This window comes from Streptomyces coeruleorubidus (assembly GCF_008705135.1).
GTDB classification, from domain to species: domain Bacteria; phylum Actinomycetota; class Actinomycetes; order Streptomycetales; family Streptomycetaceae; genus Streptomyces; species Streptomyces coeruleofuscus.
The window spans coordinates 1,121,391-1,138,528 of the sequence record NZ_CP023694.1 but is presented as its reverse complement, the minus strand read 5'-3'; the positions used below and the strand labels follow the sequence as shown (position 1 = coordinate 1,138,528).

Below are 17,138 nucleotides of genomic sequence, written 5' to 3'. Positions count from 1 at the left end.
CGGGTGAGGGGTGTCCGAGCGGAAGGGGTGTCCGGGCGGACGGGGTGCCCGACCGGGCGGGTGTCAGAGCTTTCCGGCGCCCGCACCCGACGTCACCGAGGCGACGACGGACGAGGCCGGCTCCGCCGTGTAGGCGTACGGCGGGCTGGTGAAGGTGCCGACCCGCGAGATCTCGGTGGCGGCTCCACCGAGGTCGTTTCCGCGCAGGTTGGCGTATCCGTCGACGTCGCTGCTGCGGTTCGTGGTGACCGCGACCTTCGTCGAGCGGAAGACGTTGTTCTCGACCAGCATCTGGGCGCCCATGCGCGAGTGGCAGGCGGTGTCGGCGCCCTCTACGTAGTTGTTGTAGAAGTGCCCGGTGCCGAAGCGCAGACTGGGGATGCGCGAGTACACGTTGGCGAAGTGGTTGTGGTGGTACGTCACCTTCAGCCGGCCGGTGTCCTCGCTCGCGTTGTTGTCGCTGTGGCCGGCGAGCGAGCCCTTGAAGTGGTTCTTGAAGGTGTTCCAGGACACCGTGACGTTGTCCGCGCCGTGGTTGACGTCCAGCAGACCGTCGTAGTGGTCCTTGTCGTGATCGCGGTCGGCCGAGAAGGAGTTGTGGTCGATCCAGACCTTGCTGGACGCCTCGACGGTGATGCCGTCGGCGGGTGCCACCGGCTTGCTGATGTTGAGATTGCGGATGACGACGTTCGAGACCTTCTTCAGCCGGAGTCCGCCGCCGGTGAACCCGGACGCGGAACCCACGCCCAGGACGGTCGTGTTGGACCCGACGTCGACCTGACCGCTCAGCGAGATCAGGCCGTTGACCCGGACGACCTTGGCCGAGTTCCCGGTCACGGCCGTCTTGAAGGCGCTCAGCGTGGAGACGGTGACCGCCGAGGCGCTGCCGCCGCCGGTCGTCCCCGCGCCGAACCCCACCGGAGAGGTCTCTGCGGCCCCGGCCGGCTGGGGAACGGCCAGGACCGTCACGGTCGCCAGTGCGGATGCGGCGGCGAGCGCCAGGGTGGATCTGCGGACACGTGTACGTGGGGGTTGAGTACGCATGTGGGGTGCGTCCCTTCGTGGTGCCTTCATGGTGCCAGGTCGGTCATGTACATGAATGACGTTCGCCATGTTGTTCACCGCGCGCGCTGCGTGCGACTGCTCCGGAGGTCTTGCCACGCCTCAGGGGTGCACATCCCTGGACCTGGCAGGCTCCGGCGGGCGCCTTGGCGGAGGCGCTACCGGGTCACACTGCTGAACGGAACGTAGGGGGCAAGCGCTTTCTAGTCAACGCCTCGCGCAGAACACATTCGGCCGGACCTGGTCGGAGCGCCGACGCCGGGGGAAGTGGCGTGGGAGCGCTTCCATGACAGCCATGTCCATGTCACCATGCCGATCGGACGCTTCCCTTCAGGAGAGGGCGGGTCGATGAGGACTCCGCGCATGCGTACGTTCGTCAGCGGACTCGTGTTCATGCTGCCGGCCGTCGGTGTCCTGGCCCTGGCGCCGGGACCGGCGCTCGCGGGCACGCCGCAGCCCGGCCGGGAGGGCTCCCTGCCGGGGTCGTTCTCGTGGTCTTCGAGCGGCCCGCTGATCAGCCCGAAACCGGATGCCGGCCACCCGATCCTCTCGGTCAAGGATCCGACGGTGTTCCGGTACCGGGACCGCTGGCACGTCTACTTCACGACCGCCGACACCGCCGGGCGCTGGAGCCTCGGATACACGAGCTTCGCCCGGTGGTCCGAGGCCGGCTCGGCTCCGCAGACGTTCCTCGACACCAACCCGGACATCGGCAGCCGGTACGCGGCGGCGCCCCAGGTCTTCCACTTCGCGCCCCAGCAGACCTGGTACATGGTCTACCAGACCGGACCGCCGTCCTACTCCACGACCAAGGACCCCTCGGACCCGCTCAGTTGGAGCGCGCCGCGGAACTTCTTCGGCGGTGAGCCGCCCATCGTGACCGAGAACAAGGGCGACGGCACCTGGCTGGACTTCTGGACGATCTGCGACCGGACGGACTGCTACCTGTTCTTCTCGGACGGCAACGGCCACCAGTACCGCTCGCGCACCACCCTCGCCGAGTTCCCGAACGGCTTCCGCGACACCGCCATCGTGCTGTCCGAACCCAACCGCTTCGACCTCTTCGAGGCGGGCAACGTCTACCGGCTCGGCGACGCGGACGGCTACCTCATGCTCGTCGAGGCGCTCGCGACCGGATCCGACTGGCGGCGCTACTTCCGGGCCTGGACCGCCGACAACCTGGGCGGCGCGTGGAAACCGCTGGCCGACACCGAGGCGAACCCCTTCGCCCGCTCGTCCAACGTCGCCTTCGAGGCCGGACAACCCGCCTGGACCAGGGACTTCAGCCACGGCGAGATGATCCGCGCCGGCGTCGACCAGACCCTCACGATCGACCCGTGCCGTCTCCGGTTCCTCTACCAGGGGATGGACCCGGCCGCCGGCGGCGAGTACTACCGGCTGCCCTGGCGCCTGGCCCTGCTGACCCAGACGAACTCCACCTGCTGAACCGCCGTACGACGTCCTGCGAGCCGCGCCTCACAACCGAAGGGACCCGGACGTGCCTGCCACCCCCCGCCCCACGACGAGGAGACCGCTGCGGTCGATGCCCGCCGCACTCCTCGCCACGCTCCTCGCCGCGCTGCTGCCGTTGCTCGCGGCCACGGTGCTCACCGCACCAGCGGCCGCCGCCCGTGATTCCGCCCGTGATTCGGCCCGTGATTCCGCACGTGAGAAGGCCGTGCCCACCGCGACCCTCACAGAGGTCACCGGCTTCGGCACGAACCCCAGCAACCTGCGGATGTACCTGTACGTGCCGGAGAGCGTCACGCCGAACCCGGCGGTCGTGGTCGCCGTGCACTGGTGCACCGGCTCGGGCCCGGACATGTACAACGGCACCGAGTACGACACCCTGGCCGACCAGTACGGGTTCATCGTGCTGTACCCGTCCGTCACGCGCAGCAGCAAGTGCTTCGACGTCTCCTCGCCCCAGGCGCTGCGCCGCGGCGGCGGCAGCGACCCGGTCGGCATCAAGTCGATGATCGACTGGGTGACCCGCACCTACGACGCCGACACCGGCCGGGTGTTCGCCACCGGCATCTCCTCCGGCGCGATGATGACGAACGTCCTGCTCGGCGACTACCCCGACGTGTTCGCGGCGGGCGCCGCCTTCTCCGGCGTGCCGTTCGCCTGCTTCGCCACCACCGACGGCTCCGAGTGGAACAGCAACTGCTCGGGCGGCACGGTCACGCACACCCCGAAGGAGTGGGGCGACCTCGTCCGGAACGCGTACCCCGGCTACAGCGGACCCCGCCCGCGGATGCAGATCTGGCACGGCACCGAGGACGACGTCCTGCGCTACCCCAACTTCGGCGAGCAGATCAAACAGTGGACGAACGTGCAGGGCGTGAGCCAGACGCCGGCCGCCACCGACTCGCCCCAGTCCGGCTGGACCCGCACCCGCTACGGCGGCACGGGTGACCAGGCGCCCGTGGAGGCGATCAGCCTCCAGGGCATCGGCCACAACCTGTACTCCCACGGCATGGCATCCCGCGTGCTCACCTTCTTCGGCCTCGACAAGTCGGGCCCGGCCCCCCAGCCCCAGCCCGGCGCCTGCAAGGTGACGGCCGCGGTGAACGCCTGGAACACCGGCCTGACCGCCTCCGTGACCATCACCAACACCGGTACGACGACGGCCAACGGCTGGAAACTCGGCTTCACGCTCCCCGCCGGGCAGACGGTCACGGGCGGCTGGGGCGCCACGTACACGCCCTCCTCCGGGTCGGTGACCGCGGCCAACGTGTCCTACAACGGCACCATCGCGCCGGGCGCGAGCGTGAGCATCGGCTACCAGGCCGCGCACGGCGGCAACAGCGCCGCCCCGGCCGCGTTCACGCTCAACGGGACGGCGTGTGCGACCGGTTGACGCGGGCGCCTTGCCTCGCGGCTCGGGTGCCGGCTCAGACCGACCGGTGGTACTGGTCCGGCACCCGCACCTCACCGCCGAGTTCCCGCGCCGCGAGCCGGGCCCACGAAGGGTTGCGGAGCAGCTCACGGCCCAGCAGGACCGCGTCGGCCTCGCCGTTGGCCAGGATCTTCTCGGCCTGCTCGACCTCGGTGATCAGCCCCACCGCGGCGACCGGCAGCGTCGTCTCCTGCTTCACCCGGGCGGCGAAGGGCACCTGGTAGCCGGGGCCGGTGGGGATGCGCACGCCGGAGGCGTTGCCACCGGAGGAGACGTCCAGCAGGTCGACGCCGTGGGCCCGCAGGTCGGCGGCGAAGCGGACGGTGTCGTCCGCGGTCCAGCCGCCCTCGTCGAGCCATTCGGTCGCCGAGACGCGGAAGAACAGCGGCTTGTCCTGCGGCCACACCTGCCGTACGGCGTCGACGACTTCGAGCGCGAAACGGGTGCGGTTCTCGTACGAGCCGCCGTAGGCGTCGGTGCGGTGGTTGGAGTGCGGGGAGAGGAACTCGTTGATCAGATAGCCATGGGCGCCGTGGATCTCGGCGATCTCGAAACCGGCGGCGAGCGCGCGGCGGGCCGCGTCCGCGAACTGCTTGACAATGTCCTTGATCTGATCGGCGGTCAGCTCGGCCGGAACCGGGTGCCGGTCGTCGAAGGCGATCGGGCTCGGCGCGACGGAGTCCCAGCCGTGGGCGTCCGGGCCGACCGGGGCGCCGCCCTTCCAGGGGCGGTCCGTCGAAGCCTTGCGGCCGGCGTGGGCCAGCTGGATCGCCGGCACCGTGCCCTCTGCGGCGAGGAAGCGGGTGATGCGGCGGAACGCCTCGACCTGGGTGTCGTTCCAGATGCCGAGGTCGTACGGCGAGATGCGCCCCTCCGGGGACACCGCCGTGACCTCTCCCGCCGTCAGCAGTCGCGACCTGCCGCATCCCGTGCGCGACGAGATCCGGCTGGAGGGTGTGCTGCACGCGCTCTCCGACCCGATGCGGCTGCGGATCGTGCGGGAGCTCGCCGCGGCCAGCGGGGAGTTGTCCTGTTCGCACTTCGACCTGCCCGTCACGAAGTCCACGACCACGCATCACTTCCGGGTGCTGCGCGAGAGTGGGGTGATCCGGCAGGTGTACCGGGGGACGGCCAAGATGAACGGGCTGCGGCGGGACGATCTGGACGAGCTGTTCCCGGGGCTTATGGATGTCCTTCTCGATGCCGCGGGCCGGCAGGCTGTCCGTGGCGGCTAGAGCACGTCGCCGTGCGCGGCGGTCATGAGGGACTGCCAGTCGGGGAGTTTCACCACGTTCCTGCCGAGCGACGCCCCCAGCAATGCCTCTGCCTGCTCGATCGACTGCCAGCCCGTCCACTCGACCGGGTCGGCCCCCTCTGCGCGCAGTGCCGTGATCGGGTCCTCCGCGACGTTCTTCCGGGTGAGGACCGGGGCGTCCTCCAGCAGGGACGTCGCCGTCTCCTTCGCGCAGGGGCGGTTCGAGCCGATGACGCCTGTCGGGCCCCGCTTGATCCAGCCGGCCACGTATTCGCCGGGTGTGACGACGCCCTCGCGCAGGACACGCCCGGCCAGATTCGGCACCGTGCCGCTGTCCGGGTCGAAGGGCAGCCCTTCCAGCGGCACCCCGCGATAGCCCACCGAGCGCAGCACCAACTGTGCCTCGACGTCCTCGAACCGGCCCGTGCCCGTCACGCCGCCGTGCCCGTCCGGTGCCGTCCGCTCGAAGCGCACAGCGCCCACGTGGCCCTGCTCGGCGAGCAGTGCGGCCGGGCGGAGGAAGAAGCGCAGCCGGATCCGGCGCGGGGCGCCGCTCGGCGGAGTCTCGGACCAGCCGCGCAGCACCTCCACGTTGCGGCGCTGCGCGGCGGGCAGTGCGGACGGGTCGGTGTACCCGGGGTCCAGGGCCAGCTCCGCCGGGTCCACGATGACGTCGGTCTCCGGCAGGGTGCCCAGTTCGCGCAGCTCCTTGGTGGTGAAGCGGGCCTGGGACGGGCCGCGCCGGCCCACCATGTGGATCTCGGTCACCCGGCTCGCCGCCAGTGTCGTCAGGGCTGCCTGGGGCATGTCGGTCGGGCTGAGCTCGGCCAGGCCGCGCGCCAGCATCCGGGTGACGTCCACGGCGACGTTGCCGACGCCGATCACCACGGCCGACCGGGCGTCCCGCAGGAATCCGGCGTCCACGGCGTCCGGGTGAGCGCTGTACCAGGACACGAACTGCGTCGCCGACCAGCTGCCCGGCAGGTCCTCCCCGGGGATGCCCAGGTGCCGGTCGGTCGCGGCGCCCACGCAGTACACCACCGCGTGGTAGAGCTCCCGCAGCCGGGCGACCGGCACCCCGCCGGGGCCGGCCTGGACGCCTCCGACGAACCGGACCCGGTCGTGTTCCAGGATCGTGCGGAGGTTGTTCTGGAGCGACTTGATCTTCTCGTGGTCCGGAGCCACGCCGTACCGGACCAGGCCGTACGGGCACGGCAGCCGGTCCAGGACGTCGACGCGCACCTCGGGGTCCTGCTGGACGAGGCTCTGGGCGGTGTAGCACCCGCTCGGCCCGGAGCCTACGACGGCGACTCGCAGCACGGCGGAACTCCTTACCCGGGGATCCCGAGGGATCGCAGGAGGTGCTGATGCCTCCAGCATCGCACCGGCCGGGCTCCGCTGACAGGGTGCTGTGCTCCGCCCGGGGTGCGTGTCCGATCTATAGGGAATGTGATCATTCGGTTACGTTCTGTGTGTGCTGGAAGCATCCTTTCTTAATCTTTCCGATCGCTCCCCGGCGGACAGTGCGGTGTCCGTGCGGCCCGCGTGGGAGGTGCGGGAGAACGAGGACGCCACGCGGTGGTTCGACGTCCGGCTGGCCTTCGCGGACGGCGCCCACGTCGACGCCCTGGCCGTCGTGGCCGGAGGACGCGTCGGCGTCGAGGACGTACGCGCGCAGCCCGCGCTGTCCCTCGACGACCTCGCGGTGCTCGCCGACTGGATCGAGGACTCGCTGGCCGAGGCGTGCTGCGCCGGTGCCGGGACGGCTCCGGAAGACGGCGGCAGCCAGCGGCGGCGCGCCCGGTCGGCCTGGCCGCGCGGTGCGGAGGGGCGGTGGCTGGTCGCGCAGGAGTACCGCGCGGCACAGCTGGAGGGTGCCGATCCCGTCCTCGCCGTGATGTGCGCGACCGGACACAGCCGCCGCACGTCCCTCAGGCTGATCGGCCAGGCCCGGGACGCCGGACTCCTGACCCCGCGCCGCGCCCGGCACTGAGGAGTCCGGCCCGGCGCTCGACCGGGACCGATTAGCACGCCTAGAGCATGTCCCGCATGCGCGAGATCTCGCTCGTCTGCTGGGCGATCACCTCGTCGGCCATCTCCTCGACCCGGATGTTGTTGCCCTGCCCCTTCACGTCCGTGGCCATGGTGATCGCGCCCTGGTGATGGGTCGTCATCAGGGTCAGGAAGAGCTGATCGAACGCCCTTCCGTCAGCCGCGCGCAGCTTGTTCAGCTGTGCCGCGGTCGCCATCCCGGGCATCGTGGCGTGCTCGTGCCGCTCGGCCTTCAGCGGCTTCCCGTACGATTTCAGCCAGCCCTTCATGGCCTCGATCTCCGGCTTCTGGGCGGCGGCGATCCGGGCGGCGATCCGTTTCACCTTCGCCGACTCGGCGCGCGCCGGGGCGAGTTCGGTCATCACGAGGGCCTGGGCGTGGTGCTCGATCATCATGCGGGCGTAGGAGACATCCGCCGAGTTGGGAGAGTCGTTCTCCGAGTGCTGGTCTGCGGCTTCCTCGGCGGACAGGGTGCGGTTCGCCTCGCCGGGCTTGCCCGGGGCGATCACGGCGGGTCCGTCCGCGGCGGCCGGCTTCCGGTCCGGACCGGAGTCGCAACCCCCGGCCGCGAGTGCGGCCAGGGCGACCAGTCCCGTCATGGCGACGGACGTACGAGACGCGCGGCGGAAGGGCACAACGACCTCCTGTGGCAGGCGTGTTGGTGGACACCTGGTGGTACTTACGGCCATTCGGGCATGCTCGCGGGTCATTGAGCGAGCGACTTCTTTAAGATCCTGTTGCCGCCTGTTGGTATGTGCATGGCGAGGACGATACTGCGTGGTGCGTGAACCGTTCCGCAGTGAACGGAACCAGGGAGGAAAAACAGTGATCCTGTTCAACGACCGCAGAACCCGCCGCAGACGCCTGGGAGCCGGCGCGATCGCCGGCGGAGTGCTGGCCGCGCTCCTCGTGGCGGCGCCGGCCGGGGCCACCCCCGACCCGGGGGACGTCCCGCCCAGGCCGAAGGAGGTCTCCAAGAGCGCCCAGGCCGAGGCGCGCGAGGCCATCGAGAACGGCGAGATACCCGGCCAGGACGAGATCGTCCACTCCGCGAACATCGAGCACGTCGCCAACATCCCCAAGGACGTGCTGGCAGGCACCAACACGGACCTGGCCTTCCAGGGCAGGTACGCCTTCGCCGGCAACTACGACGGCTTCCGCATCTTCGACATCAGCAACCCCGGGTCACCGAAGACGGTCGCCCAGGTGCTGTGCCCGGGCTCCCAGAACGACATCTCCGTCTCCGGCAACCTGCTGTTCCTGTCCACCGACTCCTCGCGCAGCGACAGCAGTTGCAGCAGCACCACGCAGCCGGCGACCGAGAAGTCCTCGTGGGAGGGCCTGAAGGTCTTCGACATCAGCGACAAGCGGAACCCCAGGTACGTCGCCGCCGTCGAGACCGCGTGCGGCTCGCACACCCACACGCTGGTGCCGGAGCGGCGGAACGTCTACGTGTACGTCTCCTCGTACTCGCCGAACGCCACGTACCCGGACTGCCAGCCGCCGCACGACGGCATCTCCGTCATCAAGGTGCCGCGCAACGCCCCCGAGAAGGCGGCGGTCGTGGGCTTCCCGGTGCTGTTCCCCGGCGAGGGCCCGGACGGCGGCGGCAACCCGGGCGGGCCCACCAACCCGGGCGTCTCCAAGACCACCGGCTGCCACGACATCACCGTGCTGCCCTCGGCGGACCTGGCCGCGGGCGCCTGCATGGGGGACGGCATCCTGTTCTCCGTCAAGGACCCCGAGCACCCGAAGGTCATCGACCGGGTGCAGGACAACGTCAACTTCGCCTTCTGGCACTCGGCGACCTTCAACCAGAAGGCGAACAAGGTCGTGTTCACCGACGAGCTGGGCGGGGGCCCCGCGCCCACCTGCAACGAGGCGACCGGCCCGAACCGCGGTGCCGACGGCATCTACGACATCGTCGGCAAGGGCGACAAGCGCAAGCTCGTCTTCCGCACCTACTTCAAGATCTCCCGCCACCAGGCGGACACCGAGAACTGCGTGGCCCACAACGGCTCGCTGATCCCGGTGAAGGGCAGGGACCTGATGGTCCAGGCCTGGTACCAGGGGGGTGTCTCCGTCTGGGAGTTCACCGACTCGTCGAAGCCCAGGGAGATCGCCTACTTCGAGCGCGGCCCGGCCAGTACCGAGCAACTGACCTTCGGCGGTTCGTGGTCGGCGTACTACTACAACGGCTACATCTACTCCAACGAGATCACCAAGGGCTTCGACGTCCTGAAGATCAAGGACCGGCGCACGGACCCGGCACGGTGGGTCCATCTGCGTGAGTTCAACGCGCAGACGCAGCCGGACTACTTCGGCTGAGCCCGCGGGTCGCACTCCGGTGCGGCCCCGGTCGCGAAGAACCGCGACAGATCCCTGTCACCCCTCCCGCCGGAGGCTCCGGTCTCCGGCGGGACACCCAGCTCCCAGTCGAGCCGGTAGCGCGCGAACAACTCGCCCCGCAGCACCGGGACCGGCATCGGCGCCCCCGGCACCAGGGCGGCGTACACGGCACCCATCAGCAGGGCCCGCAGCATCGGATAGTCGCTGTCGACGTCCCGCGAGCCGTGGCGGGCGACGGTGTCCCGCAGCAGTTCGGCCAGGCGCCGCTGTTCCGGGCAGGGCACGAAGCCCTCGGCCTGCAGCAGCCCGGCCATGTGCTGGCGCATCAGCACGGGCCGGTCCCTGGCCAGGCCCAGGATCGCGTCGATGGCCCGCGCCATCCGCTCCCGGCCGTCCTCGGTACGCGGCTCGCGCTCCAGCGCCTCCTCCAGCGTGCGGTGCATCAGCCGGTGCACGGCGGACTGCACGAGCTGGCGCTTTCCCGGGAAGTAGTACGAGACCAGCCCGCGGGCCGAGCCCGCCCGGTCGGCGATGTCGCCGAGCGTCGTGGCCTCGAAGCCGCGCTCGCCGACCAGTTCGACCGCCGCTTGGAGAAGCCGCTCCTTGGAACGCCTCCGCAACTCTTCATTGACCGAGGCGCTGCGCGGGGACATGCTGAAACTCCTGCGTTGACTGGCTGCCAGCCAACTATACTCGGAGAGGTCCGGCCAGAACCGCGCGGTCATGGCCGGGGGATGCCGTCTGCCTCGGGCGACACGGGGGATCGTCCGAGGCGGGCGAGCAGATGACCAGGTGACCTGGTGGTGGCCTCAGCTCACCAGGTCCAGGACCGGCAGCAGTCCGTCCGGCCGGTCGGTCACCGGCAGGTGGTCCACGAAGTGCACCCCGCATCCCAGGGCGGCGGCCCCGCCGTCCGCCCTGCGGTCGTCGCCGACCATGAGCGTCCGGCGCGGTTCGGCGCCGAGCGCCTCGCAGGCGGTGGCGAACAGCCGCGGGTCGGGCTTCTGGATGCCGTGCTCGTACGACAGGACGTACACGTCGATGTAGCCGTCCAGGCCGTGCTCACGGAACACCGGGCGCGGGTCCCAGCCGATGTTGCTGACCACTCCTACGGGGATGCCCCGTTCCCGCAGGGTGCGGAGCACCTCCACGGCGTCCGGGTACGGGGTCCATGCAGCGGGTGTCATATGGCGGTCGTACAACGCGTCGTGCAACGCCGGGTCGGGCAGCGTGACCTGGCGGGAGAGGCCGGTGTAGGCGGCCCGGTGCAGTGCGGCGCTCTGGTCCCGGATCAGCCAGGAGTCGGCGAGTTCGGCCGGCACCCGTGCGGGAGCACCACCGCCGGGCAGCGCTCCCGCTGCCTCCAGCGCACGCACGGCGGCGGTCAACTCCGCCTCGGTGAAGGGGACTCCCGCGTCGGCGACGACGCCGCGCAGCCAGGAATCGGTGGACTCGACACGGAACAGCGTTCCCGAGAAATCGAACAGCACAGCCGTCATGGGGCGATCCTACGAGGCGCTGTCCGGGTGGGTGCGCGGCTGCCGGTGCTCGTGCGTCCACACGGCCAGGGCCACCACGGTCGCGCCCAGCAGCCAGCCGCCCACCACGTCCGACGGCCAGTGGACGCCCAGCCAGACACGGGTCAGTCCCACGCCGACCACGGACACGACGGCCACGGTCACGGCCGTACGCCACACGGCACGGCCGACGCCGTGCCGCCGCAGGAGCCACAGGAAAAGGCCGCACACCACCGTGGCGGTCATGGCGTGGCCCGACGGGAAGGCCGCGTAGTGGGCCGAGTCGACCGGGTCGGGCCAGACCGGGCGAGGGCGGTCCACCAGTGCCTTGAGGGCCTGCTGGAACAGCGTGCCCAGCGTGACCGCCAGCGCCAGCCACAACGCCGTCCAGCGCGCCGCCAAGCGCACCACCAGCCACACCACGACGACCGCGCACAGCAGTCGCATGGTCCACGGGTCCCACACCCAGTCCGTGAGGATGCGGCACGCCTGGGTGACGCCTGATTCCTCGACCGCCCAGCGGTGGGTGGTGGCGGAGATGTCTCCGTCCGCGCTGATCAACGGACTCCATCTGGCCGCGACGAGGGTCAGCAGCAGAACGGAACACAGCGCCAGGACGCCGGCCGACCGGGCGGCGGTGCGGTGCTGCGGGCGGGGCGGGGAGTCGACGGACGGGGCGTTCATGATGCGATCCTCGCCGAACCGGGGCCTCCGGATCCAGTACGGCGAAGATCTTCGGTCCCCGAACCGCATGCTTCGGCCACCCTGACGCCCCTCCGGCGCCCACGAAATCGGCCAGGACGCCACCGGCGCCCCGGGTCGTGGATCCCGGCTATCCCAGCGCCCGCAGCCCCGGTCCGAACGCCACCAGCACCGGCACCACGGGCACCAGTGCGGCCGCCGCCGTCAGCCGCAGCCGGCGTACCGGGGGCAGACGGTCCGGGGGAGTGAGCAACCGGTGCACCCGTGCCGGGACATGTGCCTGCGGGGTCGGGCAGGGGCCGAACACACCGCGGTGCTCGTTGAGTTCGACCAGGGCCAGGGCCGTGGTCAGGCGTCCGAAGCGGCGGGACGCCGTGTCGTCGGCGGCGAGTTCGACCAGGCGGTGCATCTCGTCGCGGAACGCGGCGAACACCGGCACCTGCGGAAAGCCGCCCGCCAGTGCGGAGGAGCAGTTCAGCAGCCAGTCGTGCCGGGCCCGCGCGTGCCCCTGCTCGTGGGCGAGCACGGCGTCCAGTTGCCGGCCCTTCAGCCGGCGCAACGCGGCCGTGGTGACGACCAGTTGCGGTGGAGTGCCGGGTTGCCACCAGGCGTCGGGCTGCTCGCTCTCCAGGACGACGAGCCGGCCGGACACGGCCACCTCGCCCGGCATCAGCGGCGCCCTGACCAGCAGATCGGCCCGCCGGCGGCGGCCCCGGGCGCGTGCTCCGCCGATCTCGCGGACCAGCATCGCCGCGCTCCACAGCCCGCCGCCTGCCAGCGCCACGGCCATGGCCGCCGCCCAGGGGCCCGCCGTACCGAGGGCGTAGGCATCGACGACCGGGCTCGGCGCCGTTGCGAAAACATGCCCGCCGACCGCGTGCCAGGCCGCCGCCGCGCTGAGTGTCATCGCCAGCGCGCAGCACACGAGCACGGCCGCCACCACGCACTGCCACACCCACAGCGCCACCACCGGCTCACGATCCGGCCAGTCCGCACGGGCGAGCAGCCGGGGAGCGACCACTGCGATCAGGGCGCCGAGCAGCAACAGTGCCGCGGGGAGCATCATGAGGCGCAGCCTATGAGTGACGCACCGCTCAGGGGTACGACTTGTGGCGCCGAAGTGACGCAGGCAACGAATCCGTACGGGCGTACCGGGATCGTCCCGCTCACAGCGACAGCAGCATCGCCACCATCGAGATCCCCATGGACAGCCGGCAGGCCCGCGCCAGCTCCGGCCGGTCACCCCACCCGGCGGATCCGCCGCCCCCGGCCCCGCTTCCCGCCACGGCGGCCACCGGCACCAGTCGGACGCCGGTCAGCAGCACGTATCCGGCGAAGTAGAGCAGCAGCGCACCCGTCAGGAGCGGGACTCCCGATCCCCCCTGCCCGTGCGCGTGTGCGGGAGCGCCGGCCATGACGACCGACATGTAGACCATGGCCCCGGCCCCCACCAGGTGGTGGAGGTGGTGCGCGCCGGCCCTCGCCGCCCACAGCGCGGGGACCGCGGCCGCCCCGAACACCACCGCGTACACGGGCCAGGCCCATGAGGGCGGAGTGAACACCGCCGCCGGCACGGCCATCGCGGCCATCCCGAAACCCATCAGCGCCTCGCCGCCCGCGGCGCCGCGCTCCTCCCCGGCGCCGCCGCGCATCCGCGCCAGGCAGTAGGCGCCGGTCACCGCGCAGAGCGCCACCAGCAGCCAGCCGGACGAAGCCGGTCCGTGCACGCGCACCTCCCGCTCGACGGTCGGTCAACTCGGCAGTCGGTCCATCGATGCCCGGGCCATGCGGCGCGCACGCGAGCGCAAGGGTGTACACGGGGAGCATCCGACGGAGCACAGCAGGTGAGGGCTATGTTTTACGAGTAAAACACCTGTTAATCTTTGTCCCATGAGCAGTGCGACCCCAGCCCCGGCATCCCCACCCGCCCGGTTTCTCCCGCTGGCGGGCGTGCTGCGCGTCGGCCGGCCCTCGGACATCTGGTTCAAACCCGCGCTGAGCGTGGTCGCGGCGATCGCCCCGCCCGGCGTCATCTTGCTGGCGCTCGGCCGGCTCGACCTGGCGATGTACACGATGGCCGGATCCCTGTGCGCGCTGTACGCCCACAACCGGCCGTACGCCGCCCGTGCCGGGGTCCTGGTGTGGGTGGTGCTCGGCATGCTCGGCGGGCTCGCCGTCGCCCTGGTCGCGGCCTCGCTCACCGGCAGCGCCGTCGTGCTGGTCACCGTCGGCGCTCTGCTGGCCGCCGCCCAGAAGGTGCTGTGCGACGCCACCCGGGTCGGGCCACCCGGCAACGTGGTCCTCACCTTCGTCAGCTCCGCATCCCTCTTCGCGCCGCAGACCCTCGCCCAGGTTCCCGGCCATCTGGCGCTTGCCGCCGCGACGGGTGCCTGGGCCTGGCTGGTCTGCATGGCGCCCGCGCTGGTCCGCCCGCACGGCCCGGAGCGACGCGCCACCGCCGCCGCGCTGAAGGCCGCCGCCGCGTACGCCGGGACGGGTGGCACCGGTGAGGGCCATGCCCGGGCCCGCGCCGCGGGCTACGCCGCCGTGCAGGCCGCCTGGCAGGCGCTGCTGTCCACCGGTGCCCGCTCCCGCACCCGCCGCGCGCTCGAACGGCTCGTCGTCCGTGCCGAGGTGGCCCTCGCCGCACCGACGGAGGCGGACGCCGGCCGTCTGCGGGCGTGGGCGGGCGCGCTGCGCGGCACCGGGCCCATCCCGCAGGCCGGGCTGCCGCGGGCGGCCGCCGACGAACTGCTCGGTGTGGACGCGGCCCGCGGCCTCTGGGCGCGGCTGGGCCCGCTGACCCCGCTCGCGGTACGCACCGCGCTCGGCTGCGCGCTAGCCGGCTACGCCTCCCTGGCCCTCGGCGTCGGCCGCCCCTACTGGGCCCTGGTCACCGCCGCCTCGCTCTACCAGGCGAACATCGCCCTGACCTGGAGCCGGGCCGTCCAGCGCGTCGTGGGCAACGTCGTCGGAGTGCTCGTCTTCGCGGCCGTCGCACCGCTCGCGCACCTCGGCCAGGCGGCCCTCGTGCTGTGCTGCCTCGCGTTCAGCTTCGGCGCCGAGCTGCTGATCAGCCGCAACTACTGGCTCGGCAGCGTCTGCGTGACCCCCATGGCGCTGCTCATCACCGAGTTCGCCGGATACCAGAACCCGGGCGAGCTGATGACGGAGCGGGTCGTGGACACGGTCCTCGGCGCCCTGGTCGGCTTCGTCGCCGCCGTGGCCGTCACCAACCGCCGTGCGGGCGACCGCGTCGAACGGGCCCTGACCGCCGCCGACCGGGCGCGCGAGCGCGCCGCCCGCCTCCTGGCCGAGCGGGACCCCGACGCCGCCGCCCTGGAGGCCGCCCGCCGTGGACTCGCCGTCGCCCTGGCCGAGCTGCGCGCCACCGCCGACGCCGCGGCCGGCGAATGCTGGCAGCGCGCCCTGCCCCAGGAGCGGGTCGTACTGGCCGAGCAGTCCGGACACCGTACGCTCGCCGCGACGGCACGACGCCAGGGGCTGCTCCCGGACCGGGGCACGGACACAGAGACGGAGGACGCACGGCCATGACGGCGACGGATGGACCATCGGCCAACGGGGGCGGGCCAGGGGGCGGCCCGGAGCCGGGGACCGGGGCCGGCCCGGGGGCGGGCCCGAGGCCGGTGGCCGGAGGAGAGCCGGTGGGGGACAGGCGGGTGGCTGACGGGGCCCGGGCGGCGGGAGAGGACCGTGCCGATCGTGCCCAGGGGGCTGGAGAGGGCTCAGGCGGCGGGATCACTCCCGCGGCTGGAGGGGGCCCGGGCGGTGACGTCTCCGCGGCCGATGGAGGCCTGGCCGGTGAGGCCCCTGCGGCTGGATGGGATCCGGACGGTGAGGCCTCGGGCGTCGGTGGGGACTTCGCCGGCCGTCGGCGGGGCGACACCGTCGCCGCCGTCGTGCGGCAGTGGCAGGCCGTGCACCCCGGGCTCGACACCGGGCCGATGGAGATCATCGGGCGGATCAACCGTTGTGCCGCCCTCCTCCAGCAGGCCGAGGACGCGCCCCTGCGCAGGGCGGGGCTCAGCCGTCCGGAGTTCGATCTGCTCGGCGCGCTGCGCCGCACCGGGCACGAGCTGACGCCCGGGGAGCTGGCCCGGGAGACCTTCTCCTCGGGGGCCGCCGTCACCAAGCGCCTCAAGCAGCTGACCGAACGCGGTCTGGTCGAACGCCGCGGCGACAGCCGCGACCGGCGTGTCGTCCATCTCCGCCTCACCGACGCCGGACGCGAACTCGTCGACGGCATCCTGCCCGCCCAGCTCACCTACGAGACCGCCGTCCTGTCCGGCTTGGACGGCCCCGAGCAGGGCGAACTGGCGGCCCTGCTCGGCGAGTTGCTCGGCCAGCTGGAGGGCCGCCTGGGTGCGCTGCGGAGCTGATCCGTCCATCGGCGGGGCCGGCCCGGGGCACAGCCGCCCGGGCCTGCGGTCCGAGCACGTCGTGCGCCGTGCGGGAAGCCGAGCGGCGTCCGAGGCCCGCATGACCTCAGCCCTCGTCGCCCGCCCGGTACACACCGAACATCGCCCCCTGCGGATCCCGCAGCACCGCGATGCGCGGTCCGTCGGGTACGGAGGTGGGGACCATGAGGACGTCGCCGTGCGCCTGGACGACGGCGGTCGTGGCGTCCACGTCCGCGACGGCGAAGTACGGCAGCCAGTGCGGCGGAACCTCCGGCGGGAACTTGTCGTCCATCGTCACCATGCCGCCGAAGTCCGCCCCGTCGACGCCCCACTGCGGGTAGCGCTCCGAGGCGTTGACGGTCCAGCCGAACACCCGTGTGTAGAAGGCCACGGCGTGTTCGGGATCCCGGGTGTACAGCTCCACCCAGCCCAGCGAACCGGGCGCGTTGAACAGCCCGGCGCCCGGGAAGGCCCCCGCCTGCCACATCTGGAACACGGCACCGCCCGGATCGGCGGCCACCGCGAACCGGCCCGCGTCGAACACGTCCGTCGGGCCGAACAGGACCGTCCCGCCCGCCTCGGTCACCGCACCGGCTACGGCGTCCGCGTCGGTCACCGCGAACGACACGTTCCACGCGACCGGCTGCGACGGCTGGTACAGCGGCGCCAGCGCGGCGACGGCCGCGTCCCCGAGGTGCGCGATGGTGTAGCCGCCCGCCTCCTGACGCGGGTCCGTCTCGGGCCGCCAGCCGAACAGTCTGGTGTAGAACCGCCGGGCCGCCTCCAGATCGGTGGTCCCCAGCTCGGTCCAGCAGGGCCCGCCGGTCACCGGTGCGTCGAGCTTCATGGCGTTCCTTCCGCAGACAGTTCCCGGGCGT

General features: G+C 71.9%; 16 protein-coding genes and 1 pseudogene. 7 read left to right on the top strand and 10 right to left on the bottom strand.

Annotation, left to right across the window (positions count from 1 at the left end):
• Nucleotides 1-63: 63 nt before the first annotated feature.
• The gene (locus CP976_RS05240) at nucleotides 64-1,044 is read right to left on the bottom strand and encodes a pectate lyase family protein (protein ID WP_150479248.1); all 981 of its coding nucleotides are present in this window, start codon (nucleotides 1,042-1,044) and stop codon (nucleotides 64-66) included.
• A 381-nt stretch (nucleotides 1,045-1,425) separates the two neighbouring features.
• On the opposite strand from CP976_RS05240, the gene CP976_RS05235 reads away from it, so the two are divergent.
• Nucleotides 1,426-2,508, top strand: a complete 1,083-nt coding sequence (locus CP976_RS05235) for a glycoside hydrolase family 62 protein (protein WP_150479247.1) — start codon at nucleotides 1,426-1,428, stop codon at nucleotides 2,506-2,508.
• Nucleotides 2,509-2,605: 97 nt separating this feature from the next.
• Nucleotides 2,606-3,925, top strand: a complete 1,320-nt coding sequence (locus CP976_RS05230) for an extracellular catalytic domain type 1 short-chain-length polyhydroxyalkanoate depolymerase (protein WP_150479246.1) — start codon at nucleotides 2,606-2,608, stop codon at nucleotides 3,923-3,925.
• 34 nt (nucleotides 3,926-3,959) lie between these two features.
• Here CP976_RS05230 and CP976_RS05225 read toward each other — a convergent pair.
• A pseudogene (locus tag CP976_RS05225) lies at nucleotides 3,960-4,859 on the bottom strand (NADH:flavin oxidoreductase/NADH oxidase); the annotation flags it as partial.
• Here CP976_RS05225 and CP976_RS05220 point away from each other — a divergent pair.
• A complete protein-coding gene (locus tag CP976_RS05220) occupies nucleotides 4,828-5,199 on the top strand; it encodes an ArsR/SmtB family transcription factor (RefSeq protein WP_150479245.1) in 372 nt (123 codons plus the stop codon). The pseudogene CP976_RS05225 and the gene CP976_RS05220 overlap by 32 nt on opposite strands.
• Here CP976_RS05220 and CP976_RS05215 read toward each other — a convergent pair.
• Nucleotides 5,196-6,539, bottom strand: coding sequence for an FAD-dependent oxidoreductase (locus CP976_RS05215; protein ID WP_150479244.1), 1,344 nt, complete (start codon nucleotides 6,537-6,539; stop codon nucleotides 5,196-5,198). The two genes, CP976_RS05220 and CP976_RS05215, sit on opposite strands and share 4 nt — an antisense overlap.
• 208 nt (nucleotides 6,540-6,747) lie before the next feature.
• Between CP976_RS05215 and CP976_RS05210 the strand changes: the two genes are divergently transcribed.
• Nucleotides 6,748-7,212, top strand: a complete 465-nt coding sequence (locus CP976_RS05210) for a DUF6214 family protein (protein ID WP_150479243.1) — start codon at nucleotides 6,748-6,750, stop codon at nucleotides 7,210-7,212.
• 40 nt (nucleotides 7,213-7,252) lie between these two features.
• Here the strand turns inward: CP976_RS05210 and CP976_RS05205 are convergent, their stop codons facing one another.
• A complete protein-coding gene (locus CP976_RS05205; RefSeq protein ID WP_150479242.1) occupies nucleotides 7,253-7,870 on the bottom strand; it encodes a DUF305 domain-containing protein in 618 nt (205 codons plus the stop codon).
• Between the two features lie 226 nt (nucleotides 7,871-8,096).
• Between CP976_RS05205 and CP976_RS05200 the strand changes: the two genes are divergently transcribed.
• On the top strand, nucleotides 8,097-9,599 hold the full coding sequence (locus tag CP976_RS05200; protein ID WP_150479241.1) for an LVIVD repeat-containing protein: 1,503 nt from the start codon (nucleotides 8,097-8,099) through the stop codon (nucleotides 9,597-9,599).
• On the opposite strand, the gene CP976_RS05195 is transcribed toward CP976_RS05200, so the two are convergent.
• The 5 genes from CP976_RS05195 to CP976_RS05175 all read right to left on the bottom strand — a co-directional run bounded on the left by CP976_RS05195 (nucleotide 9,587) and on the right by CP976_RS05175 (nucleotide 13,566).
• The gene (locus CP976_RS05195) at nucleotides 9,587-10,273 is read right to left on the bottom strand and encodes a TetR/AcrR family transcriptional regulator (RefSeq protein WP_150479240.1); all 687 of its coding nucleotides are present in this window, start codon (nucleotides 10,271-10,273) and stop codon (nucleotides 9,587-9,589) included. The two genes, CP976_RS05200 and CP976_RS05195, sit on opposite strands and share 13 nt — an antisense overlap.
• A 156-nt stretch (nucleotides 10,274-10,429) precedes the next feature.
• Nucleotides 10,430-11,119, bottom strand: coding sequence for an HAD family hydrolase (locus tag CP976_RS05190; protein WP_150479239.1), 690 nt, complete (start codon nucleotides 11,117-11,119; stop codon nucleotides 10,430-10,432).
• 9 nt (nucleotides 11,120-11,128) lie between these two features.
• Nucleotides 11,129-11,821 (bottom strand): phosphatase PAP2 family protein, encoded by a 693-nt coding sequence (locus CP976_RS05185; protein WP_150479238.1) that lies wholly within the window; start codon nucleotides 11,819-11,821, stop codon nucleotides 11,129-11,131.
• 148 nt (nucleotides 11,822-11,969) lie between these two features.
• Nucleotides 11,970-12,905 (bottom strand): M56 family metallopeptidase, encoded by a 936-nt coding sequence (locus CP976_RS05180; RefSeq protein WP_150479237.1) that lies wholly within the window; start codon nucleotides 12,903-12,905, stop codon nucleotides 11,970-11,972.
• A gap of 100 nt (nucleotides 12,906-13,005) precedes the next feature.
• Complete coding sequence (locus CP976_RS05175; protein ID WP_150479236.1) at nucleotides 13,006-13,566, bottom strand: DUF5134 domain-containing protein; 561 nt, start codon at nucleotides 13,564-13,566, stop codon at nucleotides 13,006-13,008.
• 163 nt (nucleotides 13,567-13,729) lie between these two features.
• Here CP976_RS05175 and CP976_RS05170 point away from each other — a divergent pair, with 163 nt between their 5' ends.
• The gene (locus tag CP976_RS05170) at nucleotides 13,730-15,394 is read left to right on the top strand and encodes an FUSC family protein (protein ID WP_150479235.1); all 1,665 of its coding nucleotides are present in this window, start codon (nucleotides 13,730-13,732) and stop codon (nucleotides 15,392-15,394) included.
• 365 nt (nucleotides 15,395-15,759) lie between these two features.
• Nucleotides 15,760-16,239, top strand: a complete 480-nt coding sequence (locus tag CP976_RS05165) for a MarR family winged helix-turn-helix transcriptional regulator (RefSeq protein ID WP_150485238.1) — start codon at nucleotides 15,760-15,762, stop codon at nucleotides 16,237-16,239.
• A 106-nt stretch (nucleotides 16,240-16,345) separates the two neighbouring features.
• On the opposite strand, the gene CP976_RS05160 is transcribed toward CP976_RS05165, so the two are convergent.
• Nucleotides 16,346-17,107, bottom strand: coding sequence for a VOC family protein (locus CP976_RS05160; RefSeq protein ID WP_167537281.1), 762 nt, complete (start codon nucleotides 17,105-17,107; stop codon nucleotides 16,346-16,348).
• Nucleotides 17,108-17,138 lie beyond the last annotated feature (31 nt).